Source organism: Janthinobacterium sp. BJB446 (assembly GCF_002735655.1).
GTDB classification, from domain to species: domain Bacteria; phylum Pseudomonadota; class Gammaproteobacteria; order Burkholderiales; family Burkholderiaceae_D; genus Janthinobacterium; species Janthinobacterium lividum.
In genome coordinates this window covers 2,203,429-2,224,961 of sequence record NZ_PDZK01000001.1, presented here as the reverse complement: position 1 = coordinate 2,224,961, position 21,533 = coordinate 2,203,429, and the positions used below count along the sequence as shown (strand labels likewise).

Genomic DNA, 21,533 nt, shown 5'->3' with positions numbered 1-21,533 from the left:
TGTTTTTGGAATGGGTATGCCGGTCGTTCGCGGCTTATCTGGAGGGCAGTACCGCGCCCCCTTGCGGATCGAACAGATGGAATTTCTCCATGTCCAGCTGTACCGTGACTTGCTGTCCCGGCGCCAGGGCAAACGTAGGCGGCAGGCGCGCCGTCAATTCGCCGCCTTCGCACTGGAAGATGACCAGGGTTTCCGCACCCAGCGGCTCGACCACCACCACCGTCGCGGCCAGGGCGGCGCTGGCGGGAGTGGCCGCTTCCAGCGTGATGTCTTCCGGGCGGATGCCGAATTCCACTGCGCGGCCGTCGAGCTTGCCGCATGCGGCCTGGCGCTCGAGCGGCAGGGCCAGGCGCGCAGCGCCCAGAACGATCTCGGCCTGGCCGGCGCCGTTACGCGCCACCTTGGCGCCGAGGAAGTTCATCGGCGGCGAGCCCGTGAAACCGGCGACGAATTTCGACACGGGCTCGTTGTAGATCTGGTCCGGCGTGCCGACCTGCATGATGTTGCCGCCGGACAGCACGACGATGCGCTCGGCCAGGGTCATCGCCTCGACCTGGTCATGCGTGACGTAAATGGTGGTGGCGCCGATGCGCTGGTGCAGCTTCTTGATTTCCGTGCGCATTTCCGAGCGCAGCAGGGCGTCCAGGTTCGACAGCGGCTCATCGAACAGGAACAGCTTGGCCTGGCGCACGATGGCGCGGCCCATGGCCACGCGCTGGCGCTGGCCGCCGGACAGGGCGCGCGGCTTGCGGTCGAGCAAGTGGTCGATTTTCAGGATGGCGGCGGCGGCGCGCACGCGCTGTTCGATTTCCGCCTTGGGGAACTTGCGCAGTTTCAAGCCAAAGCCCAGGTTGTCGAACACGGACTTGTGCGGATACAGCGCATAGTCCTGGAACACCATGGCGATGTCGCGTTCGCGCGGCGGCAAGTCGTTGACGACCTGTCCCTCGATGGAGATGGTGCCGCCCGTGATGGATTCGAGCCCCGCGACCATGCGCATCAGTGTTGATTTTCCGCAACCCGAAGGGCCCACGAAGACGACGAACTCGCCTTGCTTGATTTCCAGGTCGATGCCATGAATGACTTCGACGCCGTTGTCGTACTTCTTGACGACCTTTTCCAGTTTTACACCTGACATGCTTGTCTCCAAAAGATGCGAATGACGCGTCTGAGCGCGCTACGTGCGTTGCAACAGTGTGTTGCAACAGAATAATTAGTAGGCTCCCGTGTCGAGGGCTTTCGCCAGCGACGGTTTCAGGGCCGTGATAAAGGCATTGGCCTGGCGCATCATCATGCCCATGTCCGAAGCGATGGCCACGTAGTCATAGCCGTAACTGATGAAAGTGTGCACCATTTCCGGCGAGGGGCCGACAATGCCGATGGGTTTGCCGATGGCGCGCGCGCGGCGGGCCGCGTCGGCAATGGCCGCCTGCACGTCCGGGTGGCCGATATTGCCGATGTGGCCCATGGCGGCCGACAGGTCGCCCGGTCCCACGAACAGGGCGTCGACGCCATCGACGGCGGCGATTTCTTCCAGCTGCGCCAGGGCGGCCGGGGTTTCCAGCTGGATAATCGAGAAGACGGCGCCGTTGGCGCGCGTGGCGTAGTCGGGCACGGTGCCATAGCGGCTGGCGCGGTGCATGGCGGCAAAACCGCGCGTGCCGGGAATGGCCTGGCCGGGCTGCGGATAGCGGGTGGCGGCCACGGCGCTGCGCGCCTCGCCGGCATTTTCCACGAACGGGAACATCAAGGTTTGCGCGCCGATGTCGAGCGCGCGCTTGATCTGCACCAGGTCGTTCCAGGCCAGGCGCACGACGGGGCAGGCCGGCGTGCCGCCGACTGCCTGCAGGATCTGGTACGCATCCTGGTAGTCGATGGGCACGTGTTCCATGTCCAGCACCAGCCAGTCGAAGCCGGCGCAGCCCATGGCTTCGGCCGTCACGGGCGTGCCGGCCATCAGCCAGCTGCCCAGCGGTACTGCTTTGTCCGCCAGCAAGGCGCGGAAACGGTTGTCCAGGATATCCATAGTTGTGCTCTCTAATATAGGTAGGGAAGGCGGCGGCGTCAGAAAATCGGCGGCTCCGGCGTGGCGGCGTTGCCCAGCAAGAAGTCCAGGTCGCAGCCCTGGTCCGCCTGCGTCACGTGTTCCATGTACAGCTTGGTGTAGCCGCGCGCATATTTTTGCGCCGGCGCCTGCCACTCGGCGCGGCGGTGCGCCAGTTCCTCGTCCGTTACCTCCATGTTCAAGGTGCGCGCGGCGATGTCGAGCACTATCATGTCGCCGTTGCGTACCAACGCCAGCGGACCGCCGACGGCCGCTTCGGGCGTCACGTGCAGCACGCAGGTGCCGTAGTGGGTGCCGCTCATGCGCGCGTCGGAGATGCGCACCATGTCGCGGATGCCCTGCTGCAGCAGCTTTTTCGGCACGGGCAGATTGCCCCATTCCGGCATGCCTGGCGCGCCGATGGGTCCGCCATTGCGCAGGATCAAGACCGTGTTTTCATCGATATCGAGGTCGGGTGCGTGGATTTGCGCCAGCATTTCCGCGTTCGAGTCGAACACGAGGGCGCGTCCGCGGTGTTTGGCGAACTTCGGATTGGCGGCCGATGGTTTGATGACGGCGCCGCCAGGACACAGGTTGCCGCGCAGCACGGCCAGCGCCGCGCCGTCGGCCACCGGCTGCGACACCTTGCGGATAACGCTGTCGTCCAGGCAGACGGCGTCGGCGATATTCTCGCCCAAGGTACGGCCCGTCACCGTCAAGGCCGTCAAGTCCAGCTGCGGCATGATTTCCTTGAGCAGGGCCGGCATGCCGCCCGCATAGAAGAAATCTTCCATCAGCTTGTCGCCGGAAGGGAACAGGTTGGCGATGACCGGTACTTTTTGCGCCATCGCATCCATTTCATCGAGCGACAGGGCCAGGCCGGCGCGCCCGGCAATGGCCACCAGGTGGATGGCCGCGTTGGTCGAGCCGCCGAGCGCCATGTAGGCCGCCACGCCGTTCGACAGCGCGGCGCGGGTGAAGAAGCGCGACGGCTTCAAGTCTTCCCACACCATGCCGACGATGCGCTCGCCGCATTGCGAGGCCATGCGCACGTGGTTGGCATCCATGGCGGGGATGCTGGTGGCGCCCGGCAACGTGAAGCCCATCGCTTCGACGATGGACGTCATGGTGGACGCCGTGCCCATGGTGTTGCAGGTGCCGGGCGAGCGCGTCATCTTCGCTTCCAGCTTGATCCACTCGGGCTTGGCGATGTCGCCGGCCACGTAGTCGTCCCAGAATTTCTTGGTATGCGTGCCCGCGCCCACGCTCTGGCCGCGGTAGCGGTCGTTGAGCATGGGGCCGGCAGGACAGAAGATGGCGGGGATGTCCATGCTGATGGCGCCCATCAGCATGCCTGGCGTCGTCTTGTCGCAGCCACCGAGCAGCACGGCGCCGTCGATGGGCAGCGAGCGCAGCAGCTCCTCCGTTTCCATGGCGAGGAAGTTGCGGTAGATCATGGTGGTGGGCTTGACCATCACTTCGCCCAGCGACAGGGCCGGCAGCTCGACGGGGAAGCCGCCGGCCAGCAGGATGCCCCGTTTGACGGCTTCGGCCCGCTCACGCAGGTGCGAGTGGCACGGCGACAGGTCGCTCCAGGTATTGATGATGGCGATGACGGGGCGGTCGAGGAATTCCTCGCGGCGCAAGCCCATCTGCTGCAAGCGCTGGCGGTGGGCGAACGAGCGCATGTCGTCTGGGGCCAGCCAGCGCTGGCTGCGCAGGGATTCCAGCGTGCGGCGGGAGGTAGCGGAGCTCAATGTGTGTCCTTTTTGGTTGCCTGGCGCGCTGCGTATGGCGTTCCAGTGCGGCTGTCTCGGGTCTTGCTGTTAGTCTTTGTTAGCGCTAACATTGCAAGTACAGCGAAATATAATTTGAATCGCCGGGGGCTGTCAACAGATTTAATGCAGGGGGAATGCGCGCAGCCATTACACTATCGGCATGATTTCATTTGCGCCAATTTCCAGGGTGGAATTTCTGCGGCCCGGCCTGCCAGTATCGCGGCACGCCGTGGCGCACCGGCGCCACTCTGGCATCCCCTGTGCAGCCGGCCATGGCATGATGCGTGGTGATCACCGATTTTTGAGAAGGCAGTACCCATGAACGACCCAGTACGCAAGCGGCGCGGCCTCGGCCGCAGCACCGTGTTCGATGTGGCCAAATTGGCACAGACCTCGGCCATTTCCGTGTCGCGCTATTTCAAGGAGCCGGACCGCGTGTCGCAGGAAACGCGCGAGCGCATCAAGAGCGCCATCGACCAGCTCGGCTATATCCGCAACGAGGCGGCCGGCGGCCTCGCGTCGACCCAGGGCCGCATCGTGGGCGCCATCGTGCCCAGCGTGTCGAATTCCATCTTTGCGGAAACCATCCAGGGCTTGTCGACTACCTTGTCGCAGCATAATTACCAGTTGCTGCTGGCCACCCACGATTACTCGATCGAGACGGAAGAAAAGGTGGTGCGCGCCTTTCTCGGCTGGTCGCCGCGCGCGCTGGTGCTGACGGGCGCCGACCACAGCGCCGCCACGGAAACCTTGCTGGCGGGCTTGCAGATTCCCGTCATCGAAACGTGGGATATCCGCCCCGAGCGTCCGTATCCGCAAATCGGCTTTTCGCATATCGCCACGGGGCGCGACATGACCTTGTACCTGCACGCGCAAGGCTACCGGCGCATCGTGTATGTGGACAGTGGCATCGGCAGCGATTTCCGCGCGCGCAAGCGGGCCCAGGGGTATGAGGAAACCATGCGGCAGCTGGGTTTGCGTCCGGAAATCGTGCAAGCTTTGGTGACGGTGCCGCTCGACGCGGGCGGGCAAGTGTTCAGCGAGCAAATGGCGCGCGCCGAGCGTCCCGACGCCCTGTTTTTTGCCAACGACAACATGGCGGCAGGCGCCATCTACGAAGCGGCGCGCCTGGGCATCCGCATTCCCGAGCAATGCGCGGTGGCGGGCTTTGGCGACTTCCCGTTCTCGGAAAAACTCATGCCCGCGCTGACGACGATCCGCGTACCGCGCTATGACATCGGCCGCCTGGCTGCACAGGCGATCCTGCAGCGCCTGGGCGAAGTGGACGAGGGCGCCGCGCCGCCAGCCTTGGCGCCGCTGGCCTACCAGCTGATCGCGCGGGCCAGCGCCTGAGATGCCCTGGCTGCGACAGATATTGATGAATCATATTTCCATCATCACAACATGCAATTGGCTTGATATGCTGCGATGCGGCATCATTCATCTGTCTCCTCTACTTCCTCACAGGAATTAGATTCAGCCCGCTCCCGCAGCGGGCTTTTTTTTTGCCCAGACGCGGCACCAGTTGAGCATGACTGCATTTTTGTGACTATTGGTGATTTTTCTACAGCTTTTTTCGATTAAAGTAAAAATACTAGCCGGAAAGGCAAGGAAGTTCGAATTGTATTGCTCTGATTTTTGATCTTCATCAAAAAGTGCGGCGATTCCATGCTGGGCGCTGTTCCATCTCAAGTACAAGCCATCGTCCGTGTGCAGCATGCGCATGCAAGGAGAGCATCGATGTTTTGCCTTTTCAATGAGCCTCGCTTGAGCGCTTCCAGCGCCACGGACGATGGCCATGGCCTTCTCCGTTCCCGCCACATCCTTCTTCTCCTGTTATGTTGCATGACGGCTTGTACTACGGCTCCCCAGGCGGAACTGCAGTCGTATCGGGATGCCTTTGCCCAATCGAAGAGCGTCATGCAGGAGGTGTGGCTCGATCACCAGCAGGCACGCGACGAGCTGGCACGGCGCAAGGCGCAACGCGAGAAGTCTGCGCCGGCAGCGGAGCAGGTGCCGTTTCCGCCCGCCTTGGTCAAGCCGGCACCAGCCTCGATCGAGCATGGGAGTCAGATGGGCAAGGCGCTGGAGACGATCGATTCCTATAACGAGTTGCTGTTTGCGCTTGCCGAAGGCAAGAGCGTGAAGCAGGTGCAGGACAGCGCGCGCAGCTTTACCGATGTGCTGAGCAGCGCGGTGACGCTCCTGCCAGGCGCCGGGGTGTTGATCAACGATGTGGTGGGGATGCTGGAACAGGCCCGGTCGCAGGAAGAATTTCGCAAGGCCGTCCGTCTTGGCGCGCCCGTGATCGTCAAGATCATCGATCTGTTCATCGACAATGCGAGCGACTATTACACTTTGCGCGCGGCGCTCGCGGAGATGGATATGGCGCGTCTCAAGAGTCAAATGGCAGTCAGGGTCGGGGTGCTGGAAAAGCGCGTGAAATTGACCCGCCCGGGAAGCGGTCCCTGGCTGCTGACGGCGCAGAAGGTCAACGCCACGCTGGAACATGCCGGTGGATTGGCTGCCAGGAAAACGGGTATTGTGCTGGACGGCAAGTGTGTGGAGAGCAAGCTACAGGCTTGCGCCGTGCTGATTCCCGAGGATCTGACGGAAACCGTCCTGGGGATCGAACAGGACGTGGTCAAGTATCAGCACGCAGTGGAGCAGATGAATGCCTATCATGTGCTGATGCAGAACTATGTGAGCTTGTTGCAGCAGGCCAGGCAGGCCACGAGCGATCTCAGCATGGCGGTTGACCGCCCGCACGCGCTGACGTCCCAGTTTCAGAGCCTGTTTTCGGCAGCACTTCTGGTGCGCAAGGATCTGCTTAGAATTCGTTCCACCTGAAGTCGATTGCCGAGGAGTTTCGCCATGCCTGTCACCGTCAAGCAAGTCAGTAATCAATACAGCCGATCGATCGATTTGTTGCGCGTCATACTCGAGGATCCCGATACGGAAGCGGCGCAACGCGGCCAGGCCCAGGATGCCATCGATGACCTGTTTCTCCAATTGGGCACGAACGCCATCGGGCGCATCGATGGCAGGAGCGCACTGCTTGCGGCACTGATTGCCGAGTTGACCGCGGTACGCGACAGCATCCAGCTGAATCCTGTCGGTGCCGCGCTGGATAAATTGAGCGCATTGATCACGGATAGCCGAAATCTGTACTATGCGTCCAAGCAGGATCTTATCCAGGAAGATGCCGTGGGCGAGCCGCTTGCCGCCGTTGGGTAGTGCATCGCCGCCGCCTTGCTGCGTTGCGGCAAAGCGGCGCGGCTGGCGTGCGCTAGAGGGAATAACTGTGCGTCTGGATGCCTGCCACACTTGGGCGCAGGGGGCGTCCTGCGCGCAGCCACATGGTCGAGGCCGCCAGCGAAGCGAGACGGTCGATTTCGCGCATGAAGGCCCGGTGGATACGTTCGAGCATACGCTCACATGAGTATTAATAATGGATTTATGAGATTAAACCATTATTTTTCATGGATGAAAGCCACTATGATGTATTCATACTTCACCAGGAGGCACTACCGCCATGACCGTCACGACACACAATCTGGGCTACCCGCGCATCGGCGCCAAACGCGAACTGAAATTCGCCCTGGAAGATTACTGGAAGGGCGGCAGCACCTTGGCCGCGCTGGAAGGGCAAGGTGCCGAATTGCGCCAGCGCCACTGGCAAGACCAGGACGGGCTGGACCTGGCGCCCGTGGGCGACTTTTCCTTCTATGATCAGGTGCTGGACCTGAGCTTTACCCTGGGTAATTTGCCGCAGCGCGTGCGCCACCTGACTGGCGCAGCGCTCGACAACTATTTCCGCGTCGCCCGTGGCCGCTCGGCCAGCGACAGCGATTGCAGCTGCGTCCACGCCGGCGAAATGACGAAATGGTTCGATACCAATTATCACTACATCGTGCCGGAATTTTCGGCCGGCACGCAATTCAAGCTCGACAGCAGCCGCCTGCTGCAGCAACTGGCGCAGGCGCGCCAGCTGAATGTAAAGGCCAAGCCCGTGCTGATCGGGCCCGTCACCTATTTGTGGCTGGGCAAGGCCAAGGACGACTCCGACAAGCTGGCGCTGCTGGAAGGCTTGCTGCCCGTCTACGTGCAACTGTTGCAGGAACTGGCCGCCCAAGGCGTGGAGTGGGTGCAGATCGACGAACCGGTACTCGTCACGGAACTGGGCAGCGCCTGGCAACAGGCGCTGGTCACGGCCTACGCTGCCTTGAGCAAGGTCAACAACGTCAAACTGCTGCTGGCCACGTATTTCGGCAAGCTGCAAGATAACTTGGCACTGGCGTGCAAGCTGCCCGTGCAAGGCTTGCACCTGGATGCCGTCAACGCCCGCGAGGAAGTGGCGCAAGTGATCGCGCAATTGCCTGCCGCCAGCGTGCTGTCGCTGGGCTTGGTGAATGGCCGCAATATCTGGAAGACGGATTTGACGCAAGTGCTGGCGTGGCTGGAACCCGTGCACGCCAGCCTGCAGTCGCGCCTGTGGATCGCCCCGTCGTGCTCCCTGCTGCACGTGCCCGTCGACCTGGACAGCGAGCAAAAGCTGGATACGGATATCCGGTCGTGGCTGGCCTTCGCCCGTCAAAAGCTCGATGAGGTGCGCACCCTGGCCGGCGCGCTGAATAATGGACGCGCTTCCGTGCAAGCGGTGCTGGACGCCAATCAGGCCGCCGTGCAAGCGCGCCGCCAGTCGCCGCGCGTGCACAATCCCGCAGTGAAGGCGGCCGTGGCCCGCATCGACGCAAGCCTGGGCCAGCGCGCCGGCAGCTATGCCGAGCGGGCCGCCAAGCAAGCCGCGCTGCTGCAACTGCCGCTGTATCCGACGACGACCATCGGCTCGTTTCCGCAGACGGCGGAAATCCGCCAGGCCCGCAGCCAGTTTCGCAGCGGCCAGCTGGATGCGGCCAGCTACAAGAAACTGATGCAGGCGGAAATCGCGCATTGCGTCAAGGAACAGGAAACCCTGGGCCTGGACGTCTTCGTGCACGGCGAAGCGGAACGCAACGACATGGTGGAATATTTCGGCGAACAGCTCGACGGCTACGCCTTCAGCCAGTTCGGCTGGGTGCAATCGTACGGTTCGCGCTGCGTCAAGCCGCCCATCCTGTTCGGCGACATCAGCCGCCCGCGCGCCATGACGGTCGAGTGGAGCACCTACGCCCAGTCGCTGACGGATAAACCGATGAAAGGCATGCTGACGGGCCCCGTCACCATCCTGAACTGGTCTTTCGTGCGCGACGACCAGCCCCGTTCCGTGTCGTGTCACCAGCTGGCGCTGGCCATGCGCGCCGAAGTGCAGGACCTGGAGCAGGCCGGCATCCGCGTGATCCAGATCGACGAAGCGGCATTGCGCGAAGGCTTGCCACTGCGTAAAGCCCAGTGGGCCGAGTACCTGCGCTGGGCCGTGGAATCGTTCCGTATCACGGCCAATGGCGTGGCCGACGAGACGCAGATCCACACGCACATGTGCTATTCGGAATTCAACGACATCATCGCGCAGATCGCCGACATGGATGCGGACGTCATCACCATTGAAACGTCGCGCTCCGACATGGAGTTGCTGGATGCCTTCGATGACTTTAACTATCCGAACGCAATCGGCCCTGGCGTCTACGACATCCACTCGCCGAATATTCCTGGCCAGGAACAGATGGTCAAACTGATGCGCAAGGCGGCCGAGCGCATTCCCGCCCAGCGCCTGTGGGTCAACCCCGATTGCGGCCTGAAGACGCGCGGCTGGAAAGAGGTGATCCCCGCGCTGGCCAACATGGTGGCGGCGGCGAAAACCTTGCGTAGCGACAACGTGGCATAAGGATCGCAGGGGCAGGGGAGGCTGCTATGGCTGAGATATAGAACAATCGTATTTCTGTCATCACAACATGCAATTGGATAATGATGCTGCAATGCGGCATCATTCATCTGTCTCCTCTACTTCCTCACAGGAATTAGATTCAGCCCGCTCCCGTAGCGGGCTTTTTTTTGCCCTTGCGCATTATCGTGCAGGCCTCCACCGCTTCATCGCTTAAGATACCGTTGCCTGACCATGCACAAGGAGACAAGTTGATGATGCCTTTGTTTCGCGCCGCCGGAATGCTGGCGCTGATGGCGCTCGGGGCCTGTTCGGGGAACAAGCACCCGCTTGAGCACCACCTGGCCCAATTGCGACCGGTCACGGTCGCAGCGTTGCCTGATATGGGCTGGCCAGCCGGCACGATGCTGTGCCCGATGGGTGTTTATGAGAGCGGGATCAGCGACTCGGCGCCTCATGCGGATCGCGTTAACGCATTCCTGAAGCACAAGCAATTCCTGGGCGATGAGGGCCTTTGGTCCCTCATCGTTGTCAAGCCGATGCCCGAAGGGGGCGCCGGAATCGAGCAGTTGCTTTTCAAGCGCGCAGATTATGACGTGATCAATGATCCGCAACGCATCGAGCGCGATGCGGAGACAGTGCCAGCGGGGTTTGCGCCGCACGCTTGCGTAAGCGTCGAGCAAGCCCGCGTGCTGGTGACGCGCGAACAACGGTCGCATCGAAAGCTCGTCATTTTTGGAACGGCCCGGACGTGATATTGATAAAACATATTTCTATCATCACAACATGCAATTGGATAGCTATGCTGCGATGCGGCATCATGCATCTGTCTCCTCTACTTCCTCACAGGAATTAGATTCAGCCCGCTTCCATAGCGGGCTTTTTTTTGCCCGCGTCATGCGTCATGCGTGATGGGCTACAGCACATTCGCCGCCACGGCGGAACTGTAGTTGCGCGCCAGCGCCGCGATGATGGCGGCCATCGCCTGCGGGTTGTCCGTGGCGCCGAAATGCGCGGCATACAGGCGCTTGGCCGCTTCGACTTGCGCATTCGTCAGTTTCACGGCGTAGGCCATGCGCACGGTTTCAGAATTGTTCAGCGTCATTTTTCACCTTGAAGGCAGGAACTCCGGTTGGCTCTCGTGTCCCTTGCTCGCGCAAAGGATTGCAACTACAATAATTGCATTTGCAATCGTATAGGCAATGTCTGCCTTGCGCAAGTGATACGGAAACAGGAGCCGCCATGCAGTCACCCGATTTATTTCCCCATTCGCCACTGCCAGGCGGCGAAACGGGCCGTGCCGCCCATGCCTGCATGACCGCGCTGGCGCCAGCGTCGGGCTTGCCACTGGCACATGCTTCGCCGCGCCGCGCGCTGGGCGCCATGGCGGGCAGCCTGAAGCAGGGCGGCGCCGTGGTGGCGCGGATGCGCAAGGTGGGCAAGCACGCGCCGCCGTTCTCGGACGGCGACGCATGGGAAGTGGGAGCGTCCGCGGGTGCCTGGACTGTGCGCTACCGGCATGGCGCGACGCCGGCGGAAAAGCCGCTGCTCTACCTGTGCAGCCCCGCCTCGCTGCCGGCCTTGCGCGCGGTGCTGGCCGAGTCGGGTGAGCGTGGCATCGTCTGTAATGATGCGGAAACGCAAGCCTCGCACTGGCCGAAAGGCGTGCCCCCCGCGCTGCCCGCCTGGCTGGCCGCGCAGCACAATTGCATGCCGTTCGACCCGGCGACGGGCGAGGAAGTGCGCGCCATCCTGCGCTCGGCACTGGCAACGCTGTACCTGGAACAGCAGCCTGGCTATTACTACCTGGCCACACATGATGAAGATGAAGATGCGGTGGCGGCGCCCTTGTCGGCCGCCGATGCGGCAGCGGCCAGCCTGGGCATGTACCGCGTGTCGCCGCCGGGCCCTGCACCAGGCCGGGTGCGCCTGTGCGGGGCGGGGAAGATGCTGGCCGTCGTTGCCGATGCCGCCCGCCTGCTGAAGGAGGACTGGGATATTGCCACGCAAGTGTGGAGTTGCCCCAGCTATACGCGCCTGGCGCGCGATGCGCAGGCGGCGGAACAGTGGAACCTGCTCCACCCGCGCGCCACGCCAAGGTTGGCCCATGTGCGGCGATGCCTCGATGACAGTGCCGCGCCCGTCATCGCCGTCACCGGCTATGGGCAGCATATCGCGGGCCAGATCGGCGGCTGCGTGCGCGGGCGTTTTATCGCCGTCGGTGCCGATACCCGGATGGAAACGAGTGCGCCATGGCTGGCCGTCACCGCGCTGAAAGCCCTGGCCGACGATGGCGCGCTGCCGGTGCAGTTCGTCGATTACGCGCTGCGGCGCTACGCCTTGCTCTGAACCTTGCTCTGGCCTGCGCCGCGGGCCGCCTCGGCGGCGCGCGCGAGGGCGGCGCTGAAGTCCTGCTGCTCGCCGCTGTCAAATTGCGCCAGGAACAGGTCGGCCACCGTGGCCTGGTACACGGCCCACATTTGCCTGCGCAGGATCTTTCCATCTTCCGTGATGGAGACAAAGGCGGCGCGCCCGTCTTCCATCGAGCGCGTGCGCGTCACCAGCCGATCCGTTTCCAGCTTGTCCACCAGGCGCGTGAGGTTGTAGCGTTCGATGGCCAGCGCGTCGGCCAGTTCGTGCATGCGGCGCGAACCGTCCGGGCCGCTTTCGAGTCCCCACAGCACGTCATACCACGCGTACACGGGCAGCTTGGCCGCCGCCAGACGGCGTTCGATCTCGCGGATCATCAAACGGTGCGTGCGCACGAATGAAAACCACAGGTCGGGCGCGGTTGCGGACTTGCTTGCAGGCTCAGTTGCAGACATCGGTATTCCTCCAGATCGATCACAGTTGCAAATGCAATTATAGCGCGATACAATGGCCTGCATAACGATTGCAACTGCAATGATTGCAATGGCAATCGATCATGACGATGAATGCCCACCCCCAGGAGACTGCCATGACCCCATCCCTCGCTGTACCCGATATCGATCCGCAGGAAACCAAAGAATGGCTGGAGGCGATGCAAGCCGTCGTCGCCGTGGAAGGGCGTCCGCGCGCCCACTACCTGCTCGACCAACTCGTCGATCATGACGCCGCGCAGCACGGCGGCATGCCCGGCCGCGTCACCACCGCCTACACCAACAGCATCGCCACGGCGCGCCAGCCCGCTTATCCGGGCGACCTGGCCATCGAGCGCCGCCTGAATGCCTACATCCGCTGGAACGCCATGGTGATGGTGCTGCGCGCGGCCAGGCACTCGAACGTGGGCGGCCACATCGCCACCTACCAGTCGGCGGCCGTGCTGTACGACGTCGGCTTCAGCCATTTCTTCCGCGGCCATACGGACCAGTTTGCCGGCGACCTGGTCTACATCCAGGGCCATTCCGCGCCCGGCATCTATGGCCGCGCCTATCTGGAAGGCCGCATCACGGAAGCGCAGCTGGACAATTACCGCCGCGAAGCGGGCCGCGAGGGCTTGTCGTCGTATCCGCATCCCCGTCTGATGCCGGATTTCTGGCAATTCCCCACGGTATCGATGGGACTGGGACCGCTGACGGCCGCCTACCAGGCCCGTTTCATGCGGTACCTCGAGTACCGCGGCTTGAAGGAGCACCAGGGGCGCAAGGTGTGGGCTTTCCTCGGCGATGGCGAGATGGACCAGCCAGAGTCCCTGGCCGCCATTTCCCTGGGCGGCCGCGAGCGCCTGGATAACCTGATCTTTGTCGTCAACTGCAACTTGCAGCGCCTGGACGGCCCCGTGCGCGGCAACAGCAAGGTGATCCAGGAACTGGAAGGCACCTTCCACGCGGCGGGCTGGCATGTCATCAAGGTCATCTGGGGCGGCGGCTGGGATGCTTTATTGCAGAGCGACACGAGCGGCTTGTTACGTCAGCGCATGATGGAATGCGTGGACGGCGATTACCAGACCTTCAAATCGCAGAACGGCGCGTATGTGCGCGAGCATTTCTTTGGCAAGTATCCGGAACTGCTGGCGCTGGTGGCGCACATGACGGATGACGAAATCTGGCAGCTGACGCGCGGCGGCCACGATCCCGAAAAAGTCCACGCGGCCTACGCGGAAGCCATGCGCACGACTGGCCGGCCCACCGTGATCCTGGCCAAGACCGTCAAGGGCTTCGGCATGGGCGAGGCGGGCGAAGGACAGAATATCAACCATCAGCTGAAAAAGATGAGCGCCGACGCCGTGCGCGCGTTCCGCGACCGCTTCGCGCTGCCCGTCAGCGATGCGCAGCTGGAAGACATGCCGTATCTGAAACCGGCGCCGGACAGCGAGGAAGCGCGCTATTTCGCCGCGCGCCGGGCACAGCTGGGCGGCTACATCCCGGCCCGCATCAGCAAGGTGGCGCCCCTGCCCATACCGCCGCTGTCAGCGTTCGCCACCCAGCTCAAGGAGAGCGGCGAGCGGGGCGCGTCCACCACCATGGCCTTCGTGCGCATCCTCGGCACCCTGCTGAAAGATCCTGCCTTGGGCAAGATCATCGTGCCCATCGTGCCCGACGAATCGCGCACCTTCGGCATGGAAGGCCTGTTCCGCCAGATCGGCATCCATTCCTACCTGGGCCAGCTGTACACGCCGCAGGATGCGGGCCAGCTCAGCTATTACAAGGAAGCCAAGGATGGACAGATATTGCAGGAAGGCATCAACGAATCGGGTGCGATTTCCTCCTGGATCGCCGCCGGCACGTCCTACAGCAACCATGGCCTGGCCACCATCCCGTTCTACATCTTCTATTCGATGTTCGGCTTGCAGCGCGTGGGCGACCTGGCCTGGGCGGCCGCCGATGCCCGCACGCGCGGCTTCTTGCTGGGCGCGACCTCGGGACGCACGACACTGATGGGGGAGGGACTCCAGCACGACGATGGCCACAGCCACGTGCTGTCGTCCGTGATTCCCAACTGCATCTCTTACGATCCCACCTATGCCTACGAGCTGGCCGTGATCATCCACGACGGCATGCGCCGCATGTTTGCCGAGCAAGAGGATATTTTCTATTACATCACCTTGCTCAACGAAAACTATCCGCACCCGGCTATGCCGGAAGGAGCCGAGGCGGGCATCCTGCAGGGGCTGTATCTGCTGCAGGAAAGCCCGGCTGCACCCACGGCAACCACGCCGCGCGTGCAGCTGATGGGCAGCGGCTCCATCCTGCGCGAGGTGCTGGCCGCCAGCGTGCTGCTGCAGCAGGATTTTGGCGTGGCGGCCGACGTGTGGAGCGCCACCAGCCTGACGCAAGTGCGGCGCGACGGCCTGGCCGTGCAGCGCTGGAACATGCTGCACCCGGACACCGCGCCCCGCGTGCCATATATCGCGCAATGCCTGGCCGGCCGGCAAGGCCCGCTGGTGATCGCCACCGATTACATGAAGATCGTGGCGGACCAGGTGCGCCCCTTCGTGCACGACCGGCGCTTCGTTGCCCTGGGCACGGATGGCTTCGGCCGCTCCGATACGCGCGAATCCTTGCGCAGCTTCTTTGAAGTGGACCGCCATTTCATCGTGCTGGCCGCCCTGACGGCGCTGGCTGACGGGGGCCAGCTGCCGCGCAACAAGATTGGCGTAGCCATCGCCAAGTACGGCATCGACGTGGAAAAACTTGATCCCGCGTCCGTGTAACTTTTCGAGGAGTAATCATGAAACTGTATTACGCAACGGGCACGTGTTCCCTGTCGCCGCACATCGTGGCCATCGAGGCGGGCATCGCGCTGGAACTGGAAAGAGTCGATATTCGCAAGATTCCACGCGTCACGGAAACGGGCGCCGACTACGCGCAGGTGAATCCGAACCTGTATGTGCCGGCGCTGGTGCTGGACGATGGCACCGTCTTGCTGGAGGGCACGGCCATCGTGCAATATCTGGCTGATCTGTCGCCGGACAGCGGCCTGGCGCCGCCGCCGGGTTCCCTGGCACGCGTGCAGCTGCAATCGTGGCTGGGGTTTATTGCCACCGAGCTGCACAAGGTGTTCAGCCCCTGGCTATTCCACCCGGAATACGGCACGCAGGCGCAGGACGTGGCCCGCTCGCGCCTGGCCGCACGCCTCGATTACGTCGAGCGGCAACTGGCGGCCGGCGGGCCGTATCTGCTGGGCGAGCGCTATTCCATCGCGGATGCCTATCTGTACACCATCCTCGGCTGGTCGGCACATACGCAGGTGGATCTGTCGGCCTTCCCGCAAGTGAGGCGCTTGATCGAGCGCGTCGGCGAGCGTCCCGCCGTGCGCCAGGCGCTGCGCGAGGAGGCGAGCAGATATTGATAAATCATATTTCCATCATCACAACATGCAATTGGAATGATATGCTGCGATGCGGCATCATTCACCTGTCTCCTCTACTTCCTCACAGGAATTAGATTCAGCCCGCTTCCATAGCGGGCTTTTTTTTGCCCGTTTTTCAGGTACAAACCTGCGCACGCTTGCTTGTCATCATCGCCATCGTGTTGCTTTTGTGCATGCTAAACTGGGCCTTCCCCAGACCAAGGTTGCCTGATGCTTCAATTATTTCGCCACACGCTGGAGTCCACGCCCATTCTCGCCCTGTTTCTCGTCATCGGCGCCGGTTATGCGCTGGGGCGCATCAGCGTGTTCGGCTTTTCTCTGGGCGTGGGCGGCGTGCTGTTCGCGGGGCTGGCGCTGGGTGCGTTTGCTCCCGGCTCCGTGCCGCCGCCGATGGTCGGCTCCATCGGCCTGCTGCTGTTTCTATATGGCATAGGCGTGCAGTACGGCGTGCAGTTTTTCGCCGGCTTGCGCGGTGCGGGGCAGAAACACAATCTGATCGCTTTTATTGCCGTCATGGGCGGCCTGGCCGTGTCTGTCTGGGGCGGGCAGTGGATTGACATTTCTCTGCGCATGGCCAGCGGCGTGTTTGCCGGCGCCATGACCAGCACGGCTGCCTTGCAGGCGGCGCTGGAAGCGTCGCACGGCAATGGCGACGCGGCCGTCGGCTATGCCGTCGCGTATCCGTTCGGCGTCGTCGGCCCCATGCTGGGCCTGTACCTGGCGGGACGCATATTAAAACCCGTGCTGACGCCGCCGCCGGCGCCTATCGTCGTGTCCGAAATTACCATCGATGCAGCAACATTGGCGGGCGCGGCCCTGTCCGAACTGGCCGACGGCCCCTTGGCTGGCGTGCAAGTGATCGGCGTGCGCCAGGGGCACCAGAACCGCTTGCCCGATCCGGGCCTCGTGCTCGGCGTCGGGGACGCGCTGATGGTGTCGGGCACGGTGGCGGGGGTGGAAGCGGCGCGCACGGCGCTGGGCCACCTGGACCCGGGCCGGCTGATGAAGGACCGCAGCGCGTTCGACGGCACGGAAGTGTTCGTGTCTGACGCGGAAATCGTCGGCGTGCCCCTGGGCGAATTGAACCTGGCGAAAGACTTCCCCCTGCAGATTGCGTTCATACGCCGTGGCGACGCCATGATCCTGCCGCATCCGTTCCTGACCCTGGAATTCGGCGACAGGGTGATGGCCATTGCGCCGGCGAAACATGCGGCTGATGTGCGCAAGCTGTTCGGCAATTCCATCACGGCCACGGCCGAGTTCAGCTATGTCTCGCTGGGCATGGGCATGGTGCTGGGCGTGCTGCTGGGCCTGGTACCGATCCCCTTGCCGTGGATCGGTTCGTTCAGCCTGGGCCTGGCCGGCGGGCCGCTGGTGATGGCGCTGATCCTGGGCCGCCTGGGCAGGGTGGGCCGGATCAGCTTGCGCTTGCCGCTGTCGGCCAACCTGGTGATGCGCAACTATGGCTTGACGATTTTCCTCGCTTCAGTCGGCATGGCGTCCGGCTTGCCCTTCGTGCAGCAGGTGGGCGCCGATGGCTTGCCCATGCTGGCGCTGGGCGCCGTGACGGTGCTGGTGGTGGTGGCCCTTGTCGTGATCCTGGGCAAGGTCTTCCTGCGCCTGCCGTTTCCTGAATTGCTGGGCATCGCGGCAGGCGCCACGGGCAACCCGGCCGTGCTGGTGTTCGCCAACCGCCTGGCCAAGTCGGACCGTCCGAACCTCGGTTACGCGATGATTTTCCCCAGCATGACCATCGTCAAGATCGTTGCCGTGCAGGTGCTGCTGCATCTGTACGGCTGATTGCGGCCACAGTCAGTCTCTTGCAGGGCTAGGCTGCTTGTTGGCGTCAACCAAGCGGATGCCAAAAGACAGCAGCAAGGCGGCAGCGGCGCATCCTGCGGCAAGCCACAGGTTGGCCGAGAGGCCCAGCCTGTCCACGGCCTGGCCGCCGGTCCACGCCCCGAGCGCAATGCCGATATTGAAGACACCGACATACAGCGCGGCGACGATCTCCACGGCCCCGGGCGCCGCCTTCATCATCAAGGTCATCAGGCCGACCGATACGCCACCGTAGGCCAGTCCCCAGGCCAGCAACACCACGCCGCCGCCGATGCCGGAGTCGCCGACAGCCAGGAACAGCAGCGGCGTGAGCAGCAGGCCGCCCGAGATGGCGACGATGGTAGTCGCCGTGCGCCGCGCCGCCACGACACCGGCCAGGAAGTTTCCAATGATGCCCGCGCAGCCATAGGCAAACAGCAGCGCGCCCAGCCATTGCGTATCAAACCCCGACATGGACAGCAGTAGCGGGCGCACGAAGGTAAAGGCCATGAAATGGCTGGTCACCAGCAACAGGGTCAGAAGCAGCCCCGCTTGCAACTGCCTGTTGCGCAGCTGTTTGCCGAATTGGCGCAAGGTCGCCGCACCGGCAGCGGGCAGTGCGGGAATGACGGCCAGATGCAGCGCCAGTACCAGGCTGCTGAACAGCGCCATGACGCCGAAGGCCCAGCGCCATCCTGCAACGTCGCCGATTTGTGCGCCTAGCGGCACGCCCAGCACGGAAGCGGCCGCCACGCCACCGAAGATGATCGACGTTGCCAGGCCGGTCGAGCGCGCAGGAACCAGGCGGGAAGCGAGGCCGCCGGCGATGGCCCAGATGCCGCCCATGCAAAAACCGACGAGAACACGGGCAGCCAGCATCCACGCCATGTTCTGCGCCAGGGCCGAGGCAATGTTCGCGAGCACCAATAGTGTCAGCAAACCACAGAGAATCTTGCGCCTGTCCAGGCTGCCCGATGCGACCACGACCAGCGGCGCGAACATGGCCGCCAGCAATGCTGGCAGCGAGATCATCAGGCCGGCGGTTCCCGTGGAGGTGCCCAGGGTGTCAGCAATCGGCGTCAGCAGGCCGACGGGGAGCATTTCCGTCGTCACGACCGAAAAGGTGGCCATGCCGACGGCGCAGACCGCCAGCCAAGGGTGGCGGACACGGGGTTGTGCGGCAGCGCAGGCGGACGTACTCATGGTTCATATCCTTCATGTGATCATTCGATAAACGGCGCATGCCCTGCTTGCAATGGAGATACGTCGCAGTGATAATACATACATCGCGTATGAATAGTATATATTCATACGCACTGTATGTAAACAATCATGCGCTACGTATGCAAGGAGGAAGCAATGGTTCGCCGCACCCGTGTGGAAATGGAAGAAACCCGAGCATCGTTGCTGGCCACGGCCCGCAAAGTGTTCAGCGAGCGCGGTTATGCCGACACGTCAATGGACGACCTTACCGCGCAGGCAGGCCTGACGCGTGGCGCCCTGTATCATCACTTCGGTGACAAGAAGGGCTTGCTGCTGGCGGTGGTCGAACAGATCGACGCGGAAATGGATGGCCGCCTGCAAGCCATCTCCGACAGCGCCGAAGACTTGTGGGAAGGCTTTCGCAGCCGCTGCCGTGCCTATCTGGAGATGGCCCTGGAACCGGAAATTCAGCGCATCGTCTTGCGCGATGCGAGGGCGGTCCTCGGTGGCGCTTCACCGGACTCGCAGCGCCATTGCCTCGAGTCGATGCAAAAGCTTATCCAGCAGCTGATTCACCGAGGCATCGTGGCCGACGCTTGCCCAGAAGCACTGGCTTCGATGATCTACGGCAGTCTGGCAGAAGCGGCGTTTTGGATCGCAGAAGGTGAGGAAGGCAATGCGCGTCTGATAAAAGGAGTGGCCGCATTGGAATTGCTGTTACGGGGGATGTTGCTTGACAGGTAATCGCGTCAAGTGGCCATCCCGCCAGAAGCGGACACGTCTGGAGACGTGGAGGGCGATATTAAGCAGGGTTGGACTTATATAGACATGGAGGAAAAATATGCAAGTCAAGCGTATCGTTGCAAATTTCCCTGCGTCGGATCCGGGCCTGGCGCGGACGTTTTACCAGGACGTGCTGGGTCTGAGCCTGTTGATGGACCACGGCTGGATCATGACGTATGGTTCGCAAAGCGAGATGAGCGTGCAAGTGAGCTTCGCGACGGAAGGCGGCTCGAATACCGCTGTGCCCGACCTTTCCATTGAAGTCGATGACGTGGATGCCGCATTGGCACGCATGCGTGGAGCAGGGTTTCCCATTGAATATGGTCCTGCCGATGAACCTTGGGGTGTCAGGCGGTTTTTCGTGCGCGACCCTTTCGGCAAGCTCATTAATATCCTGTCGCACACCTAGACGCGGTCCCAAGGCCAGCAGTCAGCCAATTCCACCCGCTTCCCTTGCGCGCCAGCCTGTGTAAAAGGCCTGGCGCGCCTCCCAATCTGTTGTACAATCCTTGAGAACGGTCGTGCTTTTTTGTGCGCTGAGCTTCCTTGCGTGCAGTCATCACGGCAACCGATAAGAACAAGGAGACAGACATGGACCTGCATTACACGGCCGAGGAGAGCGCCTTCCGCGACACGGTGCGCGCCTTCCTCGACACCCATTTGCCGGCGGACTTGCAGCGCAAGGTGCGCCAGCATCTGCGCCTGAACCGCGACGATTACGTGCGCTGGCACAAGATTGTCGCGCAACAAGGCTGGGCCGCGCCGGCCTGGCCCGTCGAACATGGCGGCACGGGTTGGACGTCCGTGCAGCGCCACATCTGGGAAGACGAGTGCGCGCGCGCCGCCACGCCGCCGATCCTGCCGTTCGGCATCAACATGGTGGCGCCCGTCATCATGGCCTTCGCCAACGCCGAGCAAAAAGCCTATTATCTGCCGCGCATCCTGAACTGCGACGACTGGTGGTGCCAAGGTTATTCGGAACCGGGCGCCGGGTCCGACCTCGCTTCCCTGAAAACCACGGCCCAGCGCGACGGCGACCACTACATCGTGAATGGCCAGAAAACCTGGACGACGCTGGGCCAGCACGCGGACATGATCTTTTGTCTGGTGCGCACGGATAGCACGGTGCGCAAGCAGGAAGGCATCAGTTTCTTGCTGATCGACATGAAAACACCGGGCGTCACCGTGCGCCCCATCATCATGCTCGATGAAGAACATGAAGTGAACGAAGTCTTCTTCGACAATGTGCGCGTGCCCGTCAGCAACCTGGTCGGCCAGGAAAACAAGGGCTGGACCTACGCCAAGTATCTGCTGGGGCACGAGCGCACGGGCATCGCCGCCGTGGGCCGCTCCAAGCGCGAGCTGACTTTCCTCAAGCAGTTGGCCATGCAGCAGAGCAAGCGCGGCGCCCCGCTGCTGCACGATCCCGTCTTTGCGGCCAAGGTGGCTACCCTGGAAATCGAATTGATGGCGCTGGAAATGACAGTCTTGCGCGTCATCAGCGAAGAAGGCAAGGGACCGGGGCCGCAGGCATCGATGCTGAAGGTGCGCGGTTCGGAACTGCAGCAACAACTGACGGAACTGATGGTCGAAGCCATCGGCCCGCAAGCCTTGCCGTTCGACCCGGCATTCCTTGACGGCAGCGCGCTGCACGGCGCTGGCGGCGACGACCTGGCCGCGCCGCTGGCCGCGTACTACTTCAATTACCGCAAGACATCGATCTATGGCGGCTCGAATGAAATCCAGAAAAACATCATCACGCAGATGATCCTGGGCCTGTAAGCCAGAAGGA

The 21,533-nt window shown here is 62.7% G+C and carries 20 protein-coding genes; 12 read left to right on the top strand and 8 right to left on the bottom strand.

Features of this window, described 5'->3' with window-relative positions:
- Positions 1 to 34 precede the first annotated feature (34 nt).
- The 3 genes from CSQ92_RS09820 to araD all read right to left on the bottom strand — a co-directional run bounded on the left by CSQ92_RS09820 (position 35) and on the right by araD (position 3,732).
- Complete coding sequence (locus CSQ92_RS09820; protein ID WP_099394002.1) at positions 35 to 1,138, bottom strand: ABC transporter ATP-binding protein; 1,104 nt, start codon at positions 1,136 to 1,138, stop codon at positions 35 to 37.
- A gap of 75 nt (positions 1,139 to 1,213) precedes the next feature.
- Positions 1,214 to 2,026 (bottom strand): HpcH/HpaI aldolase family protein, encoded by an 813-nt coding sequence (locus CSQ92_RS09815; RefSeq protein WP_034778555.1) that lies wholly within the window; start codon positions 2,024 to 2,026, stop codon positions 1,214 to 1,216.
- Between the two features lie 38 nt (positions 2,027 to 2,064).
- Positions 2,065 to 3,732, bottom strand: coding sequence for an L-arabinonate dehydratase (gene araD, locus CSQ92_RS09810; RefSeq protein ID WP_373606042.1), 1,668 nt, complete (start codon positions 3,730 to 3,732; stop codon positions 2,065 to 2,067).
- 408 nt (positions 3,733 to 4,140) lie between these two features.
- On the opposite strand from araD, the gene CSQ92_RS09805 reads away from it, so the two are divergent.
- Positions 4,141 to 5,175: a LacI family DNA-binding transcriptional regulator gene (locus tag CSQ92_RS09805; protein ID WP_099394000.1), complete on the top strand. Its 1,035-nt coding sequence runs from the start codon at positions 4,141 to 4,143 to the stop codon at positions 5,173 to 5,175.
- Positions 5,176 to 5,298: 123 nt separating this feature from the next.
- On the opposite strand, the gene CSQ92_RS09800 is transcribed toward CSQ92_RS09805, so the two are convergent.
- Positions 5,299 to 5,622: a hypothetical protein gene (locus CSQ92_RS09800; RefSeq protein ID WP_143450325.1), complete on the bottom strand. Its 324-nt coding sequence runs from the start codon at positions 5,620 to 5,622 to the stop codon at positions 5,299 to 5,301.
- 120 nt (positions 5,623 to 5,742) lie between these two features.
- Here CSQ92_RS09800 and CSQ92_RS09795 point away from each other — a divergent pair, with 120 nt between their 5' ends.
- Together CSQ92_RS09795 and CSQ92_RS09790 are read left to right on the top strand one after the other, a co-directional pair.
- The gene (locus tag CSQ92_RS09795) at positions 5,743 to 6,672 is read left to right on the top strand and encodes a hypothetical protein (protein WP_143450324.1); all 930 of its coding nucleotides are present in this window, start codon (positions 5,743 to 5,745) and stop codon (positions 6,670 to 6,672) included.
- A 24-nt stretch (positions 6,673 to 6,696) separates the two neighbouring features.
- On the top strand, positions 6,697 to 7,059 hold the full coding sequence (locus CSQ92_RS09790; protein WP_099393997.1) for a hypothetical protein: 363 nt from the start codon (positions 6,697 to 6,699) through the stop codon (positions 7,057 to 7,059).
- A 52-nt stretch (positions 7,060 to 7,111) separates the two neighbouring features.
- On the opposite strand, the gene CSQ92_RS29025 is transcribed toward CSQ92_RS09790, so the two are convergent.
- On the bottom strand, positions 7,112 to 7,252 hold the full coding sequence (locus tag CSQ92_RS29025) for a hypothetical protein (RefSeq protein WP_176375939.1): 141 nt from the start codon (positions 7,250 to 7,252) through the stop codon (positions 7,112 to 7,114).
- A 105-nt stretch (positions 7,253 to 7,357) separates the two neighbouring features.
- Here CSQ92_RS29025 and metE point away from each other — a divergent pair, with 105 nt between their 5' ends.
- Complete coding sequence (gene metE, locus CSQ92_RS09785; RefSeq protein WP_099393996.1) at positions 7,358 to 9,646, top strand: 5-methyltetrahydropteroyltriglutamate--homocysteine S-methyltransferase; 2,289 nt, start codon at positions 7,358 to 7,360, stop codon at positions 9,644 to 9,646.
- A 251-nt stretch (positions 9,647 to 9,897) separates the two neighbouring features.
- Positions 9,898 to 10,398: a hypothetical protein gene (locus CSQ92_RS09780; RefSeq protein WP_099394657.1), complete on the top strand. Its 501-nt coding sequence runs from the start codon at positions 9,898 to 9,900 to the stop codon at positions 10,396 to 10,398.
- 161 nt (positions 10,399 to 10,559) lie between these two features.
- On the opposite strand, the gene CSQ92_RS09775 is transcribed toward CSQ92_RS09780, so the two are convergent.
- Positions 10,560 to 10,748, bottom strand: a complete 189-nt coding sequence (locus tag CSQ92_RS09775; protein WP_034781057.1) for a hypothetical protein — start codon at positions 10,746 to 10,748, stop codon at positions 10,560 to 10,562.
- A 137-nt stretch (positions 10,749 to 10,885) separates the two neighbouring features.
- Between CSQ92_RS09775 and CSQ92_RS09770 the strand changes: the two genes are divergently transcribed.
- Positions 10,886 to 11,992, top strand: a complete 1,107-nt coding sequence (locus CSQ92_RS09770; RefSeq protein WP_099393995.1) for a transketolase-like TK C-terminal-containing protein — start codon at positions 10,886 to 10,888, stop codon at positions 11,990 to 11,992.
- Here CSQ92_RS09770 and CSQ92_RS09765 read toward each other — a convergent pair.
- Complete coding sequence (locus tag CSQ92_RS09765) at positions 11,977 to 12,468, bottom strand: MarR family winged helix-turn-helix transcriptional regulator (RefSeq protein WP_099393994.1); 492 nt, start codon at positions 12,466 to 12,468, stop codon at positions 11,977 to 11,979. The genes CSQ92_RS09770 and CSQ92_RS09765 overlap by 16 nt on opposite strands.
- A gap of 134 nt (positions 12,469 to 12,602) precedes the next feature.
- Here CSQ92_RS09765 and aceE point away from each other — a divergent pair, with 134 nt between their 5' ends.
- The 3 genes from aceE (at position 12,603) to CSQ92_RS09750 (ending at position 17,737) form a co-directional block, all read left to right on the top strand.
- The gene (aceE, locus tag CSQ92_RS09760; protein WP_099394656.1) at positions 12,603 to 15,278 is read left to right on the top strand and encodes a pyruvate dehydrogenase (acetyl-transferring), homodimeric type; all 2,676 of its coding nucleotides are present in this window, start codon (positions 12,603 to 12,605) and stop codon (positions 15,276 to 15,278) included.
- A 17-nt stretch (positions 15,279 to 15,295) separates the two neighbouring features.
- The gene (gene gstA, locus CSQ92_RS09755; RefSeq protein ID WP_099393993.1) at positions 15,296 to 15,916 is read left to right on the top strand and encodes a glutathione transferase GstA; all 621 of its coding nucleotides are present in this window, start codon (positions 15,296 to 15,298) and stop codon (positions 15,914 to 15,916) included.
- A 231-nt stretch (positions 15,917 to 16,147) separates the two neighbouring features.
- Positions 16,148 to 17,737, top strand: coding sequence for an aspartate:alanine exchanger family transporter (locus CSQ92_RS09750; protein ID WP_099393992.1), 1,590 nt, complete (start codon positions 16,148 to 16,150; stop codon positions 17,735 to 17,737).
- A 12-nt stretch (positions 17,738 to 17,749) separates the two neighbouring features.
- On the opposite strand, the gene CSQ92_RS09745 is transcribed toward CSQ92_RS09750, so the two are convergent.
- Complete coding sequence (locus tag CSQ92_RS09745; protein ID WP_099393991.1) at positions 17,750 to 18,958, bottom strand: MFS transporter; 1,209 nt, start codon at positions 18,956 to 18,958, stop codon at positions 17,750 to 17,752.
- Positions 18,959 to 19,114: 156 nt separating this feature from the next.
- Here CSQ92_RS09745 and CSQ92_RS09740 point away from each other — a divergent pair, with 156 nt between their 5' ends.
- The 3 genes from CSQ92_RS09740 (at position 19,115) to CSQ92_RS09730 (ending at position 21,523) form a co-directional block, all read left to right on the top strand.
- Positions 19,115 to 19,702, top strand: coding sequence for a TetR/AcrR family transcriptional regulator (locus tag CSQ92_RS09740; RefSeq protein WP_034781153.1), 588 nt, complete (start codon positions 19,115 to 19,117; stop codon positions 19,700 to 19,702).
- A 97-nt stretch (positions 19,703 to 19,799) separates the two neighbouring features.
- On the top strand, positions 19,800 to 20,150 hold the full coding sequence (locus CSQ92_RS09735; protein WP_034781067.1) for a VOC family protein: 351 nt from the start codon (positions 19,800 to 19,802) through the stop codon (positions 20,148 to 20,150).
- Positions 20,151 to 20,332: 182 nt separating this feature from the next.
- The gene (locus CSQ92_RS09730) at positions 20,333 to 21,523 is read left to right on the top strand and encodes an acyl-CoA dehydrogenase family protein (protein WP_099393990.1); all 1,191 of its coding nucleotides are present in this window, start codon (positions 20,333 to 20,335) and stop codon (positions 21,521 to 21,523) included.
- Positions 21,524 to 21,533 lie beyond the last annotated feature (10 nt).